19 protein-coding genes are annotated in these 18,977 nt (G+C 45.5%); 13 read left to right on the forward strand and 6 right to left on the reverse strand.

Annotated elements, in window-relative coordinates; genetic code table 11:
* Positions 1-201: 201 nt before the first annotated feature.
* Positions 202-348, reverse strand: a complete 147-nt coding sequence (locus QZ408_RS07890) for a hypothetical protein (RefSeq protein WP_292490731.1) — start codon at positions 346-348, stop codon at positions 202-204.
* 91 nt (positions 349-439) lie between these two features.
* On the opposite strand from QZ408_RS07890, the gene QZ408_RS07895 reads away from it, so the two are divergent.
* On the forward strand, positions 440-709 hold the full coding sequence (locus QZ408_RS07895) for a type II toxin-antitoxin system HicB family antitoxin (protein ID WP_292490732.1): 270 nt from the start codon (positions 440-442) through the stop codon (positions 707-709).
* A gap of 233 nt (positions 710-942) precedes the next feature.
* Here the strand turns inward: QZ408_RS07895 and QZ408_RS07900 are convergent, their stop codons facing one another.
* Positions 943-1,506, reverse strand: a complete 564-nt coding sequence (locus QZ408_RS07900) for a GNAT family N-acetyltransferase (protein ID WP_292490733.1) — start codon at positions 1,504-1,506, stop codon at positions 943-945.
* Between the two features lie 9 nt (positions 1,507-1,515).
* A complete protein-coding gene (locus QZ408_RS07905; RefSeq protein ID WP_292490735.1) occupies positions 1,516-1,665 on the reverse strand; it encodes a hypothetical protein in 150 nt (49 codons plus the stop codon).
* A 979-nt stretch (positions 1,666-2,644) separates the two neighbouring features.
* On the opposite strand from QZ408_RS07905, the gene QZ408_RS07910 reads away from it, so the two are divergent.
* Genes QZ408_RS07910 through QZ408_RS07920 form a run of 3 tightly spaced genes read left to right on the forward strand, consistent with a single transcriptional unit; the run spans position 2,645 to position 5,636 of the window.
* Positions 2,645-4,198 (forward strand): glycosyltransferase family 2 protein, encoded by a 1,554-nt coding sequence (locus QZ408_RS07910; protein ID WP_292490736.1) that lies wholly within the window; start codon positions 2,645-2,647, stop codon positions 4,196-4,198.
* Positions 4,195-4,959: a hypothetical protein gene (locus QZ408_RS07915; protein ID WP_292490737.1), complete on the forward strand. Its 765-nt coding sequence runs from the start codon at positions 4,195-4,197 to the stop codon at positions 4,957-4,959. Before QZ408_RS07910 ends, QZ408_RS07915 begins: the two co-directional genes overlap by 4 nt.
* Complete coding sequence (locus QZ408_RS07920) at positions 4,956-5,636, forward strand: PHP domain-containing protein (RefSeq protein ID WP_292490738.1); 681 nt, start codon at positions 4,956-4,958, stop codon at positions 5,634-5,636. Before QZ408_RS07915 ends, QZ408_RS07920 begins: the two co-directional genes overlap by 4 nt.
* Here QZ408_RS07920 and QZ408_RS07925 read toward each other — a convergent pair.
* Positions 5,624-6,766 carry an ATP-grasp domain-containing protein gene (locus QZ408_RS07925; protein WP_292490739.1) on the reverse strand — a complete coding sequence of 381 codons (1,143 nt, stop codon included), beginning with the start codon at positions 6,764-6,766 and terminating at the stop codon, positions 5,624-5,626. The two genes, QZ408_RS07920 and QZ408_RS07925, sit on opposite strands and share 13 nt — an antisense overlap.
* 66 nt (positions 6,767-6,832) lie before the next feature.
* Here QZ408_RS07925 and QZ408_RS07930 point away from each other — a divergent pair, with 66 nt between their 5' ends.
* The 9 genes from QZ408_RS07930 to QZ408_RS07970 all read left to right on the forward strand — a co-directional run bounded on the left by QZ408_RS07930 (position 6,833) and on the right by QZ408_RS07970 (position 16,855).
* Positions 6,833-7,870, forward strand: a complete 1,038-nt coding sequence (locus tag QZ408_RS07930; RefSeq protein ID WP_292490740.1) for a DUF354 domain-containing protein — start codon at positions 6,833-6,835, stop codon at positions 7,868-7,870.
* 15 nt (positions 7,871-7,885) lie between these two features.
* Positions 7,886-8,959, forward strand: coding sequence for a DegT/DnrJ/EryC1/StrS family aminotransferase (locus QZ408_RS07935; protein WP_292490741.1), 1,074 nt, complete (start codon positions 7,886-7,888; stop codon positions 8,957-8,959).
* Positions 8,959-9,438: an acyltransferase gene (locus tag QZ408_RS07940; protein WP_292490743.1), complete on the forward strand. Its 480-nt coding sequence runs from the start codon at positions 8,959-8,961 to the stop codon at positions 9,436-9,438. Before QZ408_RS07935 ends, QZ408_RS07940 begins: the two co-directional genes overlap by 1 nt.
* A gap of 31 nt (positions 9,439-9,469) precedes the next feature.
* Positions 9,470-10,423 (forward strand): Gfo/Idh/MocA family oxidoreductase, encoded by a 954-nt coding sequence (locus QZ408_RS07945; protein ID WP_292490744.1) that lies wholly within the window; start codon positions 9,470-9,472, stop codon positions 10,421-10,423.
* A 204-nt stretch (positions 10,424-10,627) separates the two neighbouring features.
* Positions 10,628-11,668: a hypothetical protein gene (locus tag QZ408_RS07950; RefSeq protein WP_292490745.1), complete on the forward strand. Its 1,041-nt coding sequence runs from the start codon at positions 10,628-10,630 to the stop codon at positions 11,666-11,668.
* Positions 11,656-12,705 carry a hypothetical protein gene (locus tag QZ408_RS07955; protein ID WP_292490746.1) on the forward strand — a complete coding sequence of 350 codons (1,050 nt, stop codon included), beginning with the start codon at positions 11,656-11,658 and terminating at the stop codon, positions 12,703-12,705. Before QZ408_RS07950 ends, QZ408_RS07955 begins: the two co-directional genes overlap by 13 nt.
* Positions 12,706-12,804: 99 nt before the next feature.
* Positions 12,805-13,881 (forward strand): polysaccharide deacetylase family protein, encoded by a 1,077-nt coding sequence (locus tag QZ408_RS07960; protein WP_292490747.1) that lies wholly within the window; start codon positions 12,805-12,807, stop codon positions 13,879-13,881.
* Between the two features lie 125 nt (positions 13,882-14,006).
* Entirely contained in the window at positions 14,007-14,873 is an 867-nt protein-coding gene (locus tag QZ408_RS07965) for a glycosyltransferase family 2 protein (RefSeq protein WP_292490748.1), read from the forward strand.
* A gap of 323 nt (positions 14,874-15,196) precedes the next feature.
* The gene (locus QZ408_RS07970) at positions 15,197-16,855 is read left to right on the forward strand and encodes a hypothetical protein (RefSeq protein ID WP_292490749.1); all 1,659 of its coding nucleotides are present in this window, start codon (positions 15,197-15,199) and stop codon (positions 16,853-16,855) included.
* 213 nt (positions 16,856-17,068) lie between these two features.
* Here QZ408_RS07970 and QZ408_RS07975 read toward each other — a convergent pair whose 3' ends face one another.
* Both QZ408_RS07975 and QZ408_RS07980 read right to left on the reverse strand, forming a co-directional pair.
* The gene (locus tag QZ408_RS07975) at positions 17,069-17,995 is read right to left on the reverse strand and encodes a glycosyltransferase family A protein (RefSeq protein ID WP_292490751.1); all 927 of its coding nucleotides are present in this window, start codon (positions 17,993-17,995) and stop codon (positions 17,069-17,071) included.
* Positions 17,985-18,821 carry a glycosyltransferase family 2 protein gene (locus QZ408_RS07980; RefSeq protein ID WP_292490752.1) on the reverse strand — a complete coding sequence of 279 codons (837 nt, stop codon included), beginning with the start codon at positions 18,819-18,821 and terminating at the stop codon, positions 17,985-17,987. The genes QZ408_RS07975 and QZ408_RS07980 overlap by 11 nt, the downstream gene beginning before the upstream one ends.
* Positions 18,822-18,977: the final 156 nt, after the last annotated feature.

Raw genomic sequence — 18,977 nt, forward strand, 5'->3', positions numbered from 1 at the left:
GAATGGGGATCGGACTGCAATCATATCGCCGGCAAACAATGCCGCCTTCCCGCCGCGGGTATGTCCCGGTCGATGCACTTCCGCGTGGCGTCCTTCACGACGGGGAAGATGCTGTCTTCGAGCATATGGTTCATGACATGTGTACACAGGCAGCACCCTGGCTACCGCAGGATCGGGTCGACCTTCTTCACCTGCTCCCGTTCACACCCGGACGCCTTCGGCAAGTGCCTGGAGGTTGAACGGGCTGGGGCTCCGGACGTGGCGGTTTAGGTGAACTACCCTCTGCTTGTGCAGGGTCTTCCCGCTCTGCCATTCGCACCTCCGGTGCTCAAGTTCCGTTTCTTTCACCCCGGGGAGATACATTCTCACAGCATTACCCACACAAACATCATTTTGTATTGTTGCCAAACATATGTCACACTTATCGAAGTGATCAAACATGATCGTCGAGTTCAAAACGTATTTTTGCGACGGATGGTGGGGCGCACACGCAACCGAACACTCCATCTATACCCAGGGAAAAACCGTCGGTGATCTCATCGATAATATCCTAGAAGCAACTGAACTTCATTTTGAAGAGGAGATCGAGAAAGGCGAACTGATTACCATCATCACCACGCCCAAATCTTCAGCAGAAACAACCTCTGATATGCCGGTTATCAAGTTCGAGTACAAGGTTGATATTGCTGCCAAAACAGCCAGTTGTTAGCGGGTAGAAGGTGATCAGAATGCTCGAGTCGATCGGGTATTCTTTTCTTCGGCAAACCGGGAGCCATGTTCGGATGGGAAAACGGTAGTGCCCCAAGAAACAACTGGTACTAGAAAAACTCCCCCAATGTGATCTTTTGACGTGAACGCCGGGCATTGCTCAACACAATGGTCGGATTCTATGAAAGAGATGTTCAGCTCTATTCTGAGGCACGACCGTCTTCTGAGATGACCTCAGATGTTAAGCCGTTCGTCAGGATAGGATATCGGCTGTTCCGGCCTCCTGCCACCTGTCAGATACTTATGATAATCGAAGTACATGGGGGTTGTATCCTGAGCCTTCGCGTGTGCTCTTTTAAATCCAAACTGCCCATAAAAAGACTCTTTTCCTGGTTTTGAGTCCACAGTTATGATTCTGCAGCCTGTGTATTTTGACAGCTTTAGCACGATGCTGATCGCTTTTGCGACCATATTCGTGCCAACTCCCCTGCCCGTATATCCGTCGTGGGTTGCAAGTTTTGCGATTTTTATTGCTGGGTATCTCCTTGCCTCGAACCTTTCATCGCCATCCCCGCTCGTTATTGCATCTGCAAATATACTGTCGTTTACCCGGGTGAAGTATCCTACCAGGGTATCTTGATAGTAAGCAAGCCTTGTCGATGCCAGTCTTTCCTGCTGATAGTACAGTGCATCTTCACGGAAAAATTTGTTTAAGTCATTATCCGAAGATCGAAAAGAATAAAGATCCGATCCCTCCGAGAGGAAATCGAAGCGCAATTCATTCAGAGGGATCTTCATGCTCTACTGTTAAAGTTGTTCCTTCTCGGCGAGCCGAATTGCTACCCACATCATCTCATGCCCGCGTTGCGGCAGTTCTTCGTGCCCCTCCATATACCGGTGAAAACGCAGTGCATCTTCTCCGGTCAGTTCCAGTCCAATTTCCAGCGGTTTCGCCATGGTTTCAACACCTCCTCATGAGCTCAGGGTATGGAGCAGTGGGGTATCGGGGTTATTCTTCTGCTTGAAAATATCGCATCTTACCCACTACTGCCGATATGCCTACTATTACCTTTCTAATGTATATACGTTTTGAATTCTCATAAAAGCACGCCAATAAACGCCGGGCGTTGCTCAACGTATGGTCGGATTCTATGAAAGACATTTCCAGTTCTATTCCGGTCCACTACCCGCTCCCCGGGGTATGCGCCTGCGGGCACCAGGGGGTGCGGGACCGCTCTTTTGTCCCGTCTGCCGCCCCGGAGCCTTCCGGGCGGCCGCGGGGGTGCTCTGTGATCGCTCCGTTTCCGGCCAGGGTAGATGATATGACGCGCACCGGAAATCCGGGCCGCCATGGGCTTTTTATCTCTCCCGGCCCGCGGACCTCCGGGGCGGCGATCCCGGCCCGGGCGGGGTTGGGTGAATGACCTCTGGAAGCCGCGGATAGCCGGGACACGCGATCCCCGCGGCTGGATCCCATCCGGCCGCTGTGCAGCCCGAAAAATGAAAGGATTTTTCCCCCAGACCGTTTTTCGTCCGTGCTTATCCAGAATTAGCCCCTCTAACCAACGGTATTATTTAGATAAATTATTATACTAATACTTGCATTTTCTCCCGCAGCCCCACCCCCACCCCCGGGACGGCACCGCCGTTCCCACTCCCAAATCGGGTAGTTTCCAGTGATGTTCATGTAACATTCCCTGACTTGAATCGGCATCTTTTTCCTTCATTCATGACAATTTACATAACAGAAACAGCGGCCCCGGCACCGCCCGCGAACAGTCGTACCGCCCCCCCCTCGGGGGGGATTTCGATGACCCGGATTCCGGCATACCCATGATGCAACCAGTCACCCCCAGAGCCTCTCCCGCCCGGAGAGCGCCCGTGCAGCCCCCTCCGCCGAGCCGGCGATCCAGACCATAGCCCGGGAGGACCGAGAGTGACCACCCGGACCCGCACGCCGGCTCCTCCTGCCCGCACGGTCGAGATGGTTGTCGAGGACGACGAGGGGACGATCCTCCTCGTCGACGGCGTGGCAACCCGGCCGAAGGGGGAGCGGGCCGGCAGCATCCGGACCCTCGTCGCCATGCCGGCCTACAACGAGGAGGCCTACATCGCAAAGACGGTTCTCGGCGCCCGGCAGCACGCGGATAGGGTGCTCGTCGTCGACGACGGCTCGCAGGACGAGACCGTCCCGATCGCCGAGGCGCTTGGGGCGATCGTTGTCCGGCATACGACCAACAAGGGCTACGGCGGGGCGCTCCAGACGATCTTTGCCACCGCCCGCGAAATCGGCGCGGAGGAGCTCGTCATCATCGACGCCCGGCACGACCCGGCCGAGATCCCCCGGCTGCTTACCGAGCTCAGGAAGGGCAACGACGTCGTCCTCCCGGCTGCCGACCCGGAGAGCGGGTTTGGGGCCTACGGGAAGAGGGCGATCGAGGCGGTCCTGGCCGGCGGGGCGTTCGACGCCGGGGTCCTGGCCGCCGACCACCACCTGAAGGTCGCCGGGGTCCGCTCCGGGAGCCCGGCCGCGGAGCCCCGCTATCGCGGGAAACGGATTGCCGTGGTCGTCCCGGCGTACAACGAAGAGGACCTGATCGGGGAGACACTCGACGGCATCCCGGACTACGTCGCGAAGATCTATGTGGTGGACGACGGCTCGGCCGACATGACCGGGGCGATCATCGACGACTACGCCCACCGCGACCCCCGGTTCGTCGCCATCCACCACAACCCGAACCGGGGCGTCGGAGCGGCGATCACCACCGGCTATCTCCAGGCGGTCGAGGACGGGATGGATATCGCCGCGGTGATGGCCGGGGACAACCAGATGGACGCAACCTACCTCCCCGACCTCCTCGACCCGATCGTCGACGGCCGGGCCGACTACACCAAGGGCAACCGCCTCATCAACCAGGCCTACCGGAAGGGGATGCCGCCCTGGCGGAGTTTCGGCAACTCCCTCCTCACCTTCCTCACCAAGGTCGCCTCGGGCTACTGGCAGATGATGGACCCCCAGAACGGCTACACGGCGGTCTCGATAAAGACCCTCAAGACCCTCCCGCTCACCGAGGTCTACCAGGGCTACGGCTACTGCAACCACCTCCTGATCTGGTTGAACATCTGCGGGTGCAGGGTTTCGGACGTCGCGATCCCGGCCCGCTACGGCCGGGAGAAGTCGAAGATCCGCTACTCGACCTACATCCCCCGGGTCTCAAAGCTCCTCCTCGGGAACTTCCTCTTCCGCTTGAAGACGAAGTACATCCAGATGGGTTTTCACCCCCTCGCGTTCTTCTACGCCGCCGGGGCGGTGCTCACGCCGATCGGGATGATCGGGGGGCTGATCGCGCTCTGGGAGAAGTTCGTGATGGGGTATCCGGTGCTCTTCGTGCACGGGGTACTGTCGCTTCTGGTCTTCATGATGGGGATGCAGTTCCTGTTCTTTGCGATGCTGTTTGATATGCAGGCGAACTCGGCGGTGAGCCATTGAGCGTGCGGGACTTTACGATGGCGAAGTACGGGGAGCTCTGCCGTGTGCTCCTCGGCGCCAGTTATACGCCGGTGACAGTCTATCAGTATCTTACCGATCCTCCCGGCGGCCGGACAGTCGTCCTCCGCCACGACGTGGATAGGAAACCGGAGAATGCCCTGAAGATGGCCGAGCTCGAGCACGCCCTTGGGATCACTGCAACCTACTACTTCCGGCACCCCGCGACCTTCGTCCCGGAGGTGATTGGGCGGGTGCAGGCCCTCGGCCACGAGGTCGGCTACCACTACGAGGTGCTTGCGAAAGCGAAGGGCGATTACGAGGAGGCGATCGCCCTCTTCGCCCGCGAACTCGAGGAGTTCAGGACTCTCTGCGACGTCCGGACGGTCTGCATGCACGGGAGTCCCCTCTCCCGCTACGACAACCGCGACCTCTGGAAGAGGTATGATTTTGGGGAGTTCGGGATCGCGGGGGAGGCCTACCTCTCGATGGCCGGGAAGGATCTCCGGTACCTCACCGACACCGGCCGGAACTGGGGCGGGAAGCACTCGGTGCGGGACGCGATGCCGGGCGCCGGGGAGATCCCGCCTTCAGTTGCGACCACGGATGACCTTGCCCGCTGGATCGGGTCTGCCGGGGAGGAGGGGCTGTACCTGACCGTGCACCCGGAGCGGTGGGCGGTGAGTGAGGGAGAGTGGGCTGTTGGGTCTCTCACGGATCTTGTAATGAATGCCGGAAAGGCTGTTCTTGTGGCGATGCGGTGAAGCTCGAGACCTATTGCTTTGATCTACATATTCACAGCAAATATTCATTGGACTCACTTCTGTCCCCTCAAAAGATCATTGACATAGCATATTCAAGGGGATTAAATGCGGTTTCAATAACCGATCATAATACAATTAAGGGGAGTGTTGTAGCCAGGTCTCTTAAACAAGACAGGGTTCATGTCATTATTGGTTCCGAGATCTCGACAGACTATGGTGATATAATTGGTTTATTTTTGAGTGAAGATATCAGATCGCGGGTGTTTGAAGAGGTGGTTGATGAGATCCGGGATCAAGACGGCATTGTGGTGCTGCCTCATCCATACAGGAGAAAGAGATTCTTGAATGATGATTTGCTGAGCATGGTAGATCTCTTAGAAGGTGTTAATGGCAGATCTTCGGCTGAGAGTAATCAATGTGCAATCGAATTAGCTGGAAGAATTAAGAAGAAGCCTCTCTCTGGTAGTGACAGTCATTTCTCCTTTGAACTTGGGCGGATGTATAATGTTTACAATGGTCCATTGGATCCAGACGATGACGCGATTCGAAATATGCTCCTTAGGGAAAATATCCAAATGTATGGTAAATCATTGAATATTTTCCTTCGGAAGGCTGGAATTTATTCGAGCGCCGGACTTAAACTATTGCAGAACTTGAGTTTATCCTATCGAGGATGACAGACCTCATAAATACCCCTTCGAATAAAGCGAAAGAGAGGAACCGGATCATCGAGTGAAATGATATCATCATTATGTGGTAATGCTGCGAATTCCTTCAATAAGCGTATATTCTTTGTTTTTTTGATATAACTCATCAGTGCAACGTAGTCGGTGAGGAGATTTTTAGTTTTGACCCCCACTTTATAGTTTAGGACCCGTTCGACATCTCCCTCCGATGCCATGGTATACAATAGGTACGGAAAATCTACGCCTGATTGGATTGCCTGGTTGATAGAGCCCCAGAATCTCGGATTAATCTCCATTAATACAGGTTTATTATCTTTTGTCAGTTTAAACTCGACCATGGCAACGCCATGCCAATCGAAGTGTTTGAGCAACTTTATTGCGGCATCTTCTGATTTTGGATCTCTTATGCTAACTCTGTACGTGCTGGGTCCTCCAGAGATCGGATATTCTCTGAGTCGTTTGTGGGTGAACTTTGCCCGCAAGTCACCGTCATTAAATAATACCGATACGCCGCATCCATCTCCTTCAATATATTCTTGAATCAAGGGGTAGTCTGTTTGGGGAAGGCGAAATTTTTCGATGGTCTTTTTGAACTTTGAAATTAGTTCTTCTTTACAATATGCATATGACAAACCAATACTGCTAGATGTATTCCTCAACTTAATTACAGCAGGATAATCAATTATATCGGCAATATGGTGGACTTCGTTAATATCGCCGGGTTGATATGTCTGAGGGATTAGAATCCCTAGTTGTTCAGCAGCAAGCATTAATTTGCCCTTATCATTAACACGCTTAATGATCGAGTAATCGTGTACTGGTATTTTGGCAAACTGCTGGAGTGCCTGTCGGTATTCCGCAATGATATATGTGTCCTGGGAGTGGATAGGGATTAATACTTCTTGCTGATGCTTTTTCAAATATTTCTGTAGCGCATTTATGAATTCAAGTGGAGTTTGTGCTGGAGACGGATATTGGAAAAAACTTTTAGAATATTTTGATGCTGCACCAAGTGCACTGGGTTTGTAATCCGCGGTTGTTATGTAAACTCCTTTTTCTCCCAGACTTCTTATAATGGGCAATGATTTAAGGCTGTCTGCTGAAGTTATTATCGCCGACATCGAATAATAATTCATTTATTGAGGTAATATGCATTTCTATTTGTAGTACTAGTTGAGGAAGCAATTATGAAGATTTTAATTGGTATCATGCATCCCAAACATGTTTACATGTTCAAAAATCTCATCCAAATAATGGCGGATAAAGGCCATGAAACAAGAGTTATAGCTATTGAAAAGGACATTACTGGAACTCTGTTAAATAAGTTGCGCATTCCTTACACCCATGTCGGGACAAACCCTGCAGCGGCCTGGAAAAAACCAGTATACAGCCTCATATGGGCATATTCAACGTTAAAATTTGCAAGAGAATATAATCCTGATATCTTTATCGGGCAGGCCTTACCTCATTTTGCACTTGTTAGTGCATTGTTGAAAAAACCGTATATCATCTTTGAAGATACAGAGTCCGCAAAGTTAGTTCAGAAATTTTGTTTCCCATTTGCAACCAAAATCGTAACTCCTAACTGTTATTTGGATGATCTGGGTTTGAAACAAGTTCGATTCAATGGCTATTTTGAGCTCGCATATTTGCATCCGGATCACTTTGTCCCGAATCCAGACATATTTGCAAAACTGGGATTACATAAAGACGAAAAATATGCTTTCTTCCGGTTTGTATCTTGGAATGCATTGCATGATATTGGTCAGACAGGTTTTGATCAAGATATGAAAATAAGGCTGGTGTCTTTGCTTGAAGGACGATATAAAATTTTTATCTCCTCTGAAGGAGAGCTTCCTGACGTCCTTAAGCAATACGAAGTTCCTGAAAACGCAAAAATGCAAATACATGACATATTATACTACTCAAGCATGTACGTTGGAGAGAGTCCAACCATGACCACCGAATCTGCGATGTTAGGGACCCCTGCTATATGCATGTCATCGTGGGCTTGTACATGCGGAAATTTTGATGAATTATCCAAGAAATATGGGCTTCTCTATTGCTATAAGGACTTTGACCAAGTTTTAGAAATTATTGAGCGGTTGCTGAAATTGCCGGATGTTAAGGACATCTGGGCACAAAAGCGTCAAAAAATGCTACGGGATAACCTTGATGTCAGCAAGTATATGGCGGAGTTAATCGAAAGTTATAATTCAAAATAGCAGCAACTTTATCCTATGGTTAGGGTACCGCTATCACGCCCAATAATTACTGATGAAATGAAGGGTGCTGCCATTGAGGCACTTCAAAACGAAAAGCTGGTAATGGGTGAGAGTGTATTCAAATTTGAGGAAGAATTTGCTCGATATATTGGTACCAAATATGCTGTTTCTGTAAATTCTGGGACTTTTGCGTTGACCTCGTCACTTATTGCTATGGGTGTTAATAAAAACGACCAAATATTAACAACTCCTATGTCATTCATAGCAACCGCAAACTCGGTTGTTCAATCTGGTGGCAAACCCACTTTCTCGGACATCGAGGAAAACACAGGAAACATTGATCCTAATCTCTTTGGTGATGGAATAAGGGGAGTGAAGGGGGTAGTGCCCGTTCATTTGTATGGAAACCCATGCAATTTGGAGAAGATCTATCAATTGAAAGATGACGATGTTTTTGTTATCGAAGATGCGTGCCAGGCACATGGTGCCGAATATCAGGGAAAGAAAGTAGGAAGTATAGGGCACATTGGTTGTTTCTCGTTCTATTCGATTAAAAATATGACCGTTGGTGGAGATGGGGGGATGGTCACTACAAACGACGAGGAGATTGCAGAGAGTGTTAGGGTGCTACGTGATTGCGGTAGAATCGATAAATACAAACACTCTGTTGTTGGTTATACCGCTAGACTAAATACTATAAATGCTGCGATAGGGTTGGTTCAATTAAAATATCTTGATGATTGGAACGAAAAAAGAAGGAACACCGTTTCGCTCTACCGTTCTCTTATTCCGAGGGAGTATCTATTAGACGAAAATGTAGGTTCAGTACATCATATATTTGCAATAAAATTGAAGAATAGAGATGTTGTCAGTGAGCATTTAAATGGGTGCGGTATTGAAACTGGCGTGCATTACCCGATACCCATTCACCTCCAACCAGCGTACAGAGATTTATATGGATATAAGAAAGGGGAGTATCCCATTTCTGAAAAATTCAGTAACGAAGTGTTGTCTCTACCACTTTATCCTGGAATTCGGGATGATGATGTGAAGTATGTTTGTGAATGCATATCTGAGGTGATTGTTTGATGAATAATGAAGAGAGTCGATATTCAATCATAAATAATGTTACTTCAGGTGAAGGGACTAGCATTAAAGATTTAGTCAACCTCTATGGGTGCGATATCGGTAAAAACTGTAAGATTGATTCGTTTGTATATATTGAGGGTAATGTGAAGATTGGAGATAATTGTAAGATCAGGGCTTTCACATTTATTCCGAGTGGGGTTACTATAGAAGATAATGTTTTTATTGGACCTTGTGTTGTTTTTACGAACGACAAATTTCCCAGGTCCACGAATGAAAACGGCGAATTGAAGAAAGAGCGAGATTGGAAATTAGAACAGACAGTTGTAAAGAGAGGGGCGTCGATTGGGGCGAACTCAACGATAATTGGACCAGTAAGCATAGGAAAAGGGTCGATGGTTGGGGCTGGCTCGGTCGTTACTAAAGATGTGGAAGATGGGCAAGTTGTTATAGGCGTTCCGGCAAAACCATATTATAAGTAAAAGTTTATCCTTTATTATTCTGGTGTTTAAGATGGTTTCATCAAAAGTTGCAGTGATAGGGGGGGGCTACTGGGGTAGAAAGCATGTTGAAGAATATGTTGCACTTGGGAACGATGTGTTTGTTGCTGATCTACTCGAAACAAATCTAGACTATTGTTCCCAAAAATTCGGTGTTAAAACTACTAGAAATTACAGGGAGTTACTACTCGACGACAGTATCACAGCGGTAAGTATTTGTACACCTAACAACACTCACTATCCTCTGGCAAAGGAGTTTCTAGAATCTTACAAAAATGTTCTAGTGGAAAAACCGTTAGCAATGACAATTGATGAAGGGCGTCAGTTGATTGATATCGCGAAAGATAACCGTGTTATTCTTTCTGTGGGTCATATATTTAGATTCAATAATGCAATCACGAAGATAAAAGAGATGGTTGAAAATTACGAGTTCGGTGATATTCGCCTGATGAAGTTAAAGTGGACGAACATAGAGCCGTTGTTCGAAGATAGAGACGTGATATTTGATTTGGCCCCTCATCCATTTGATATTATAAATTATATATTTAAGAAGAACCCTGATGAGGTCTCCTGCATTGGAAACGCGTATAGAAGAAGCAAAGCGAAAGGAGTAGAAGCGGTCTTTATTAATTGTAATCTTGACGAGACAATCATCAATATTGAGTTAAGTTGGCTTACCCCACCGAAAACTCGTTCTCTTGTTATTGTTGGATCAAAAAGATCTGCACTGGTGGATTGTACTTCGCAAACCATTACAATCGTAGAGAATGACGGCAGATCATATAATTTAGAAATCATTCCAAATAATACTCTTAGGGATGAATTACGTACCTTTTTGAACTGCACTACTGCTGAATACGAACAAAATATTTCAAATGGATATGTTGGATTAGATATCTTGAAAATGATTGAAATATGCAACGATTCACTAACGGAGAAGAGAGTTCTAAAATTAGATTGGGATTAAGGATGCAGTGGGTGAATTGGAAAGGAACTACAAGGTTGTCGAGGATCCCGCACCCGTGGTATGGGAGGCGTTGGCACTCGTTTCTCTCTTTTCTTGCGACGAAGGCCATGGTTTGCGTCGGAGAGTGCTTTGTGCAGATCAACTTCACTGATCAGAACGAACGTTCATCTCATATATTAACTTTCTAAACGGAGGACTGACAAGATGATAGAAAAGAATTATAGCATTCATGAGATTGTCAAGTTTAGGATCAGGTCAGAGAATATACCCGAGAGAATGGCAATAGAATATGCAAACTTTGAAACCGATCATATTAACAATCCTGATTTTATCATTGAGATTGGAAATTTTAAGCCCTCAAATGATGACTGTTATATTATAGATCATACCTATTACATAAAAGATGGCTATTTTTACTGTAAAGATTCTTACAAGTTCGGAAAATGGATGATCCAAGTGTCAGGCCTAGATTCTGACCAGACGCACATCAAACTTTCAACAAATGCCATCGGTACTCTTGTTCCGGACATGTTCATCTGCGCCTATGTTATTGACTTTTTCATCCGCTTTAAATTTGAATCAAAGGGATACTCCGTTGTTCATGCCTCTTCAATGAGCAAAGGGGGTCAAGCTTTCTTGTTCCCCTCACAGAGCGGTGCTGGAAAGACGTCCACCGCTATTTACCTCGCAGAAAGTGGCTATGATTACCTCGGGGATGACTTTGTCATACTTCATGAAGGGCAGGTTCTTAGTTATCCAACAGCCCTCAACATTTTTGCATATAATCTAAACCCTGCTATTCGAGAGAATCTTCCAGCCTATGATAGGGCAGTGCTCCAACTGAAAGATGCACTTTACAAGTTAACGGCGCGGCGGATTAAAATCTTCACCAAAATGAATCCAAAGGACATTCCTGGTCTGAATATAACTGATGCGTCAACGTTGAAGGCAGTTTATCTTCTCGCGCAGGGGGATCGCCTGGAGATCACTGATGCTGAACCTGATGTAATCCTAAACAGTCTCGCCATAAACCAGAAAATGGAATCATATCCGTTTTTTAAGTATTTGTTGGAATATTCATATGTGTTCCCCAACAGCAATATCGCCCGGTTCTGGATGACGTGTGCAGCAAACCTCAAGAACAATTTGAACAGCGACACAAAACTCCACAATGTGAGCGTGCCTCGTCAGTACAGCAGAGAGGTATTTGAAGAATTCCGGGAGGCACTCGAATGTGGCAATTAAACTACAATATTCACGATCTGCTGACCGTCAAGATTCAGGGTAATGGGATGCGAGATCCAACACGGAATTTACGATACTCTTACTTTGCTACTGCTGATGATCCTGCTGAACCGGACATTATCTTAAATATCGGTCCCTTTGAGCCCTCACATGAAGGGGCAGAAGTCATCGCCCATAAGTACTATGTTAAAGAAAATTACTTCTATTGCGCTGAGAAGGGGAGCGGATCCAATTGGAAGATAGAAGTATTCGGTTTTGAAACGGGTAAAACTGTAATAAATTTTGACGGAAGAAGACATGGAGTCAGGGGTGTTGTATTCCCCACTTTCATGGCCCAAGAATTCTTGATACCATTCATTGAATATAAACTGGCTAAAAAAAATCACTTTCTCATCCATGGTGGCGCCGTCTGTAAGGACTCTCAGGGGTACGTTGTAACGGGGAGGCCCGGTGTATGGAAGACTTCTTTACTCATGGATTTCGTGCGGACCAGTGATTACCAATTCCTCGGAGACGATCGCATAATCCTCAAAGGAGATGGGAGTATGTTGTCTTTCCCTACGAGTCTGTTCCTGTTCGACTTCACTCTTAACAAGGGTAAAACCGAGGAACGAAATGCCCTCGACAACTTCAGACTCCTTGTTCGTGTCCTGACAAATAAGACCGAAGCAATCTCTACAAATCCAGTAGCCAACTGCAGCGCAATAAAGAAGTTGATATTTGTATCACGAAAGACCAACCATACAATTCAGACAGACCCTGTGATACCTCAAGAAGCCCTTCAAAGGCTGATAACGAATAACATGGCCGAATACGTGGAATCAACAAAGCATTCGCCTATAGGACAATATAACTTGTATGTCCAGGTGTACTCACTAATATTTCCTGATAATGATCTGCAGAAACACTTCGATCGAATGAGGGAAGGGCTCAAGGGTATCGTTATGAATACACCAATGCAAGAGATAATTTTGCCATTCGAATATGATCAAATGGCATTTAACACGCTTGCGAAGGACATTATTCTGGAGCGGTGATATATAGCACCCGCTACGCCACTCAGAAACCTATTTATTATCTGTAGGTCCTCAACTCCAACCGTATCTCTCAGCGTCTGAAATCAAGGGAAATAGATAGTGATGTTTTACCCAAATGATATACTCCAGCAAATCCAAAAAAGTAAGGGCCTGTGGGATCTCTATACCCGAAAGGAGGAGTACTCTCCCCCACAGTTGAACCGCTATGGGCTTTTTATATATGGCTATAGTGAAAATCCGAACATCCTTGAGCCAGCGGTCTCAAGGTATCTCGTAAATAATGGATATGAAATAGAATACCCTGCTCATAAGCAATTCGCCGTCTGCCTTACCCATGATGTCGACGAGATCTACCCTCCCCATAAGCACACATTGCTATCCGCCCTGACCTGTCTCAAGGGACTGGATTTCAATGGACTCAAGCGACAGGCTTTTTGGAAAAGGCATGGGAAAGAGAAGAGTCCCTACTGGAACTTTCAGGATATCATGAACCTAGAGGAGAAATATGGTGCACAGTCCTCATTTTACTTCCTTGCTACTGATACTGACATCAGGCGCTTCAGATATAATATAACCGATTTAGAGGATGAACTAGCTTTTATCGTAGATCGGGGGTGGGAAGTTGGACTCCATGGTGGGTACTATGCCTGTAACGATCTGGAAGAGATCCTGCTGGAGAAGGGTCAACTAGAGCATATACTGGGCAGGAAGGTTACCGGTTATCGGAATCATTACTTGCGATTTCAGGTACCTAATTCTTGGGAAACTTTAGAAAAGGCAGGGTTTCAGTATGACACGACTTTGGGCTATTCAGATATGGTTGGGTTCAGGAATGGTATGTGCCACCCGTTCTGGCCCTATAATCTGCGTAATAATATGGAAGTCGGCATCTTGGAGATTCCAATGGTTATAATGGATGTCACACTATTCAACTCCACGAGATCTTATAGTGAGGCATGGCAGATGGCAAAAGCTTTGATTGACACTGTGGTATCCTGCCATGGTGTTTTGACCCTGAACTGGCATTCTAACAGTTTTGGTTGTCCGTTCAGGGGGTCATGGTCGCGTCTTTATGAAAAAATACTCCAATATTGCGATAGCAAAAACGCTTGGATGACGAGTGGTATTGAAATTTGCAAATGGTGGCGATACAATGATTTTAAACCTACTCGGTGAAAAGAGATCCCAGGTACATTTATTAGTCGAAGTTCCTATAGACATAGTATCTACAAGGTATGTTTGTTGTGTTACATTTTACTTGCGTTATTAGTTTAATTACAATGAACGGAGTTGTCTAGTAAATGTATGACTATATTCTAATTACTCCAGTAAAGGACGAAGGAGAAAATCTCCCTTTCGTTCTGAAATCTGTAACCGAGCAGACTACAAAGCCTAAAGTTTGGTTGATTGTTGACGATGGTAGTACTGATAATACTTCTCAGATTATCCAAAATGCTAAAGCAAAATATGACTGGATCAAAAGTATCAGATTAGCCCCGCATCCCAGGGATATTACTTTTCATTATTCTTTTGTTTGTAAAACAGGGTTTGATGAGATTATCTCATACTGTGCTGGAAATGGAATAGAATATCACTACATTGGTCTACTGGATGCTGATACAGAAATATCGCATAATTTCTTTAAATCTTTAATGGATGCCATGCAAAAGGACATTTTATTGGGCATTGTTAGCGGTGGGATTTATCATATCGTGAATGGGAAGTTGGAATTGGGTCAGAGTAATGAAGATTTACCTGCTGGAACAGGGAGATTATGGAGAAGCGAATGTTTTTTCCAGACGAATGGGTACGTTGTCGAACCATCACCTGATTCTATATCAAATGTAAAAGCAGTATTGCGTGGATGGAAAATTAAAAAATTCAAAAGTGCAATTGCACTGGAGAGAAGGATAACGAGTAGTGCTCAGGGCCTCTGGAATGGATATCGAACAAATGGCGCAATGGCATATTACCTAAACAAGCATCCAGTGCTTGTTTTATTTGGCTCATTTTCTTATTCTTTCCAGAAGAAACCCTATTATATCGGCCTTGCGTATTTGTATGGGTACCTTCTGGAATGGTTCAGGAGATCACCGAAGATAAATGATCCCGAAATTCGAGATTATTATTGGAATAAACGGTTAAAAGAGTATATCAAATTATCCTGAGGATATCTACGCTAGGCGGACGTACATGCGGCAAACGATGATTTATTATGGTTGGTAAGGCTTTTTTTGAACCGTACCTAAAAAATATGGATCTCTTATGTGGACTCATTGGAACTGTTCTAGGTCTACTTATAGCCATTTTATCATTTTTTGGGGTAATCAATCAGTTTTTGATAGGCTTAACTATCCTTTGTGTATCATCAATATATGTTTTAGTAAGATCGAAAATTAGGTCGCCGCGTAAGATCGCTCCTATACCGATCTCCCCTCGCATTCTATCTGTACTGAACATCGTATTCTGGTCTCTCCTCTCGGTCGCGCTATTGATATGGTATTTTAATCTGTATTATCGCCCCACTTCTTACTTTATCATTATATCGATACTATCTGCAATAATCGCCTTAGAAATATTCTCATCCGATGATTCACGTGATTTTTGGCCAATATTTGTAAAAATAGTTATTTTATCGCTTGTTATCCGGGGAGGCATTTATTTCAATTATCCCAGCATCATGGGCTATGATGCTTACTTCCACACAAAAATCGCAGACATTATTATGCTCACGGGTTCTGTCCCACCGTTTGAGATCAGCGATAAATATGCCTATGCCCCTATTGTACACATCTTAATAGCAAATGTAGGAGTGCTGTGCCAGATCCCAGTTAAATGTACGGTCTTTTTATCCATAGGCGTCGGAAGTGTGATAAGCACTCTCTTCCTCTACATAATCGGGAAAAACATTGCAGGGCCGCAGATTGGCTTGCTCGCAGCCCTTCTGGCAAATATAACAAATGATCTTATTGTACGGGGTATCACGAATATTACCGCGGATTCCCTGGTGGTATGCTATTTACTGGCAATGCTCTATCTAACTTTCGCTGATACCGTTCATATAAACATCCGAGACTCACTGCTAATATTTTTCTCTCTCCTTCTGGTGATAACACACCAGCTGAGCACCTTTGTAGTCTTTCTTATCCTGTTAACTCTCATATCCTCTCAAGCAATTATATCATACATTCACGGTGTTCACTTTCAGAAAAGTCGCTCCATCATATATCTCATGCTCTTTGGAATAGCGATCGTCGCGCACTGGATTAGCATAGAGTTTCCTGGTGGCTCCACATTTTTTGATTTTGTGCTGGGTCCCTTTATTGATGTTATCAGAGCAGGGGGAGAATATGGGAGTGACCTTTTGATCGTGGGTCACGCATATGAGCGACCTCTATTTGATCTCCTGATTCTTCAATCTAGTTACCTTATTCTGCCATTCTTTGCGATAGGCGGGCTACTGTTGTGGATGTCTCCAGAGAATCGAAAGAGATTCTCTATTGCTGTGGTTGCAGCTGCCCTGTTTGTTCTGGTCTATGGTATTCCCTTGCTAGGTATCCGGAACTTGCTCACAAGCCGATGGATGCCTCTGTTATGTATTTTTCTGGCTATCCTCGCAGCAGCGTTTATCTGGCGTTCAGTTCATCTGATGTCGTCCAGAACGGGGAAGATATGTTCTGTGTTTCTGGTCGTTTTCGTCTTCGCATTCTTAATGATCACAACTCCCGGGATCAATAAAGACAATCCACTGGTTAGTAAGGACACAACAATAAGGAACCAGTTTACTTATAGTGAGATACAGGCTGCTGAAACAATTGAGTCAGTGTTTGATGGGGATACGTATGTGGATTCAACGTTTTTAGGCGCGTATGTATATCATACAGACCCGGTCATATCTGAAAAAGAAATTGCGGTATCCAAACAGGTGTCCCAATTAGATATATCGGGTAATAATGACCTGATAGGAGCCAATAATTTATTTGTCTTAAGAACCTGCACTCTTTACGAGCCGGTTACTGTCAAGGCGTCTCATCTCTATGGAGATTCGATGGCCCGAATTATCCCTCAGAGTTTTTTTGATAGCTTCGAATCGCACCATTTCAATCTGGTTTATAGTAACTCCTATGTTTTAGGATATCTGTCATGTTAAATCTGGGGGAGATATCTGCTGTTTTCTCGATTTGATTGCAAATATAGTATAACATTAATTCCTATCGTATAATTTTGGTAACTGGTCAGGTATACCGCTAAGCTGCCGAGGGCATGAAGGGTTCTCCCCCGAGCATCCCTCTGGGATAACCTCTACACTACATGTGATCGAAATTTTCTACGACCATTTTGGCATTGTATTTTTGACATTTTATTAGTTACGCAAACCTAGAGTTGAAATGATTGATAACCCGAACGCACAGAATATTGAATACATGTTTGAAGGCTTGAATATTTGTAATCCACAATATCTGAGATTAACTAGAGCGTAGTGATAGCTCTTACAACGAATGTTCCTGCAGGCAACTTGCATATGTAATGTTACAATGTAATCTTCCAAATCTCTATTTATTGGTAATGGTAAAATATTTTTGTTTAAAGCTAATTTTGCATCTTTAAGAAAAGGGTGTTCTTTGATGGGCAGCAATTGTTTACTGGCACTACCACTTGAGGAATGATAGAAAGTTTCTCCAACCCAGCTAAAGGCTATATCGGAACTTAAAGCAATTCTCCCCCAAACAACTGGGTCTTCATACTGCTTGACTCCAAGTGGGAATCCACCAATGCTTATAAGCACATCTTTTTTAACTGCCACGGATGACGATGTCAGGAGAGGTGCTCCACTTTGTTTTGCAATATAGAAGTAATTGTTAATCACACCTTCCCAAGGGTATTTAGGAACCCCTTTTATTTCAGATTTCAAAACTTTATTATCAATGATGCGGAAACAACTAGTTGCATAGAGGCCACACCTCGGGTACTTACAACTAAGACCGTAGAGTGTTTCTAAATGGTTTTGTGCCCACTCATCGTCCGCATCCAGAAACGCAACCAGCTCCGCCCCGGCTGCCTCAATCCCCCGGTTCCTCGCCGCCGAAACCCCCTGGTTTTCCTGCTGGATCAGCCGGATCCGGGGGTCGCGAAACCCACTGACAACCTCTGCCCCGTCATCGGTGGAGCCGTCGTCCACCACGATCACCTCAAAGTCCTGGAAGGTCTGGGCGAGGACCGAGTTCAGGGCACGGGCGATGTAGGGGCCTTTGTTGTAGAGGGGGATGACGACCGAGACTTCAGGGTTCATTTTCTTCTGCGGCCCTCGATTCTATGCACGGCATCCGGTTTCTCATCTCAATTTCATGGATTTTTGCCGGTTCTCCCTTATTTCTTGATATTTTCATGAGATATCCACAAAAGGATGTTGGATAGGAAATAGCAAAGGAGAACAGTCCCTGATAACCTACAGTTTCTTGTATTATCTCTATCCTTTCGTAATCATATTTATCACCATGACTTTCACTTTCCCCTCCCTTCAAGTAATATGCTATTGGGATGCTAATATAACTCATTTTCTGCCCAAATTTAACTAATGCCCGGAGTAGCCAGTCAAAGTCTGCATATATTTTGTAATCGGTGTTAAATTTCCCGCACTTCACGAAGGCGGATTTTTTAGCAAATATTGTTTGATGGCAATATCCCCTACGGAGCAAGTCAGGAATACCGGCACGGTAACCAGAGCATCGCTGCTCACCGTCATCGTCATAATAAATATAATCCCCGTATAGTATATCACTGTCAGAATTGGCGTTAAATCCCTCAATGATGTTTTTCAAGACATCATTATCGCAAAGATAATCTCCGGCGTTTAAATAATAAATTAGATCGCCGGTTGCATACTCTAATCCCTTATTCATGGCATCATAGATTCCCTTATCCTTCCCAGATAATATTACGTCGATTTTATCTTCATATTTTCTAATAATATTGAGCGTATTATCGGTGGATCCGCCATCAATAACGATATACTGAACGTTGGCGTATGTCTGATCAATTACGCTTTTTATTGTTCTATCTATAAGTCCTCCGCAATTGAGGCAAACAGTTATTATCGATATCTTATTATCTACCACAATAACCCTCCGAAGGGTTATGAAACGCTGTATTTATGGATCATATTATTTTTTGATACTACTGACTTATTAACGTTGCTTTAGGTTATTACACACATGACATTATGTTTTTTGTTTTCTCCCTCCCCTTGGCCACCGCGTGAATCACAGAGATAG

Source organism: Methanoculleus sp. 10 (assembly GCF_913757945.1).
GTDB lineage: Archaea > Halobacteriota > Methanomicrobia > Methanomicrobiales > Methanoculleaceae > Methanoculleus.

Coding starts and splice junctions, on each gene's coding strand:
- QZ408_RS07895 (WP_292490732.1), top strand. CDS start 440: ATGATCGTCGAGTTCAAAACGTATTTTTGCGACGGATGGTGGGGCGCA.
- QZ408_RS07900 (WP_292490733.1), bottom strand. CDS start 1,506: ATGAAGATCCCTCTGAATGAATTGCGCTTCGATTTCCTCTCGGAGGGA.
- QZ408_RS07905 (WP_292490735.1), bottom strand. CDS start 1,665: ATGGCGAAACCGCTGGAAATTGGACTGGAACTGACCGGAGAAGATGCA.
- QZ408_RS07925 (WP_292490739.1), bottom strand. CDS start 6,766: ATGTCGGCGATAATAACTTCAGCAGACAGCCTTAAATCATTGCCCATT.
- QZ408_RS07930 (WP_292490740.1), top strand. CDS start 6,833: ATGAAGATTTTAATTGGTATCATGCATCCCAAACATGTTTACATGTTC.
- QZ408_RS07935 (WP_292490741.1), top strand. CDS start 7,886: ATGGTTAGGGTACCGCTATCACGCCCAATAATTACTGATGAAATGAAG.
- QZ408_RS07940 (WP_292490743.1), top strand. CDS start 8,959: ATGAATAATGAAGAGAGTCGATATTCAATCATAAATAATGTTACTTCA.
- QZ408_RS07945 (WP_292490744.1), top strand. CDS start 9,470: ATGGTTTCATCAAAAGTTGCAGTGATAGGGGGGGGCTACTGGGGTAGA.
- QZ408_RS07950 (WP_292490745.1), top strand. CDS start 10,628: ATGATAGAAAAGAATTATAGCATTCATGAGATTGTCAAGTTTAGGATC.
- QZ408_RS07955 (WP_292490746.1), top strand. CDS start 11,656: ATGTGGCAATTAAACTACAATATTCACGATCTGCTGACCGTCAAGATT.
- QZ408_RS07965 (WP_292490748.1), top strand. CDS start 14,007: ATGTATGACTATATTCTAATTACTCCAGTAAAGGACGAAGGAGAAAAT.
- QZ408_RS07975 (WP_292490751.1), bottom strand. CDS start 17,995: ATGAACCCTGAAGTCTCGGTCGTCATCCCCCTCTACAACAAAGGCCCC.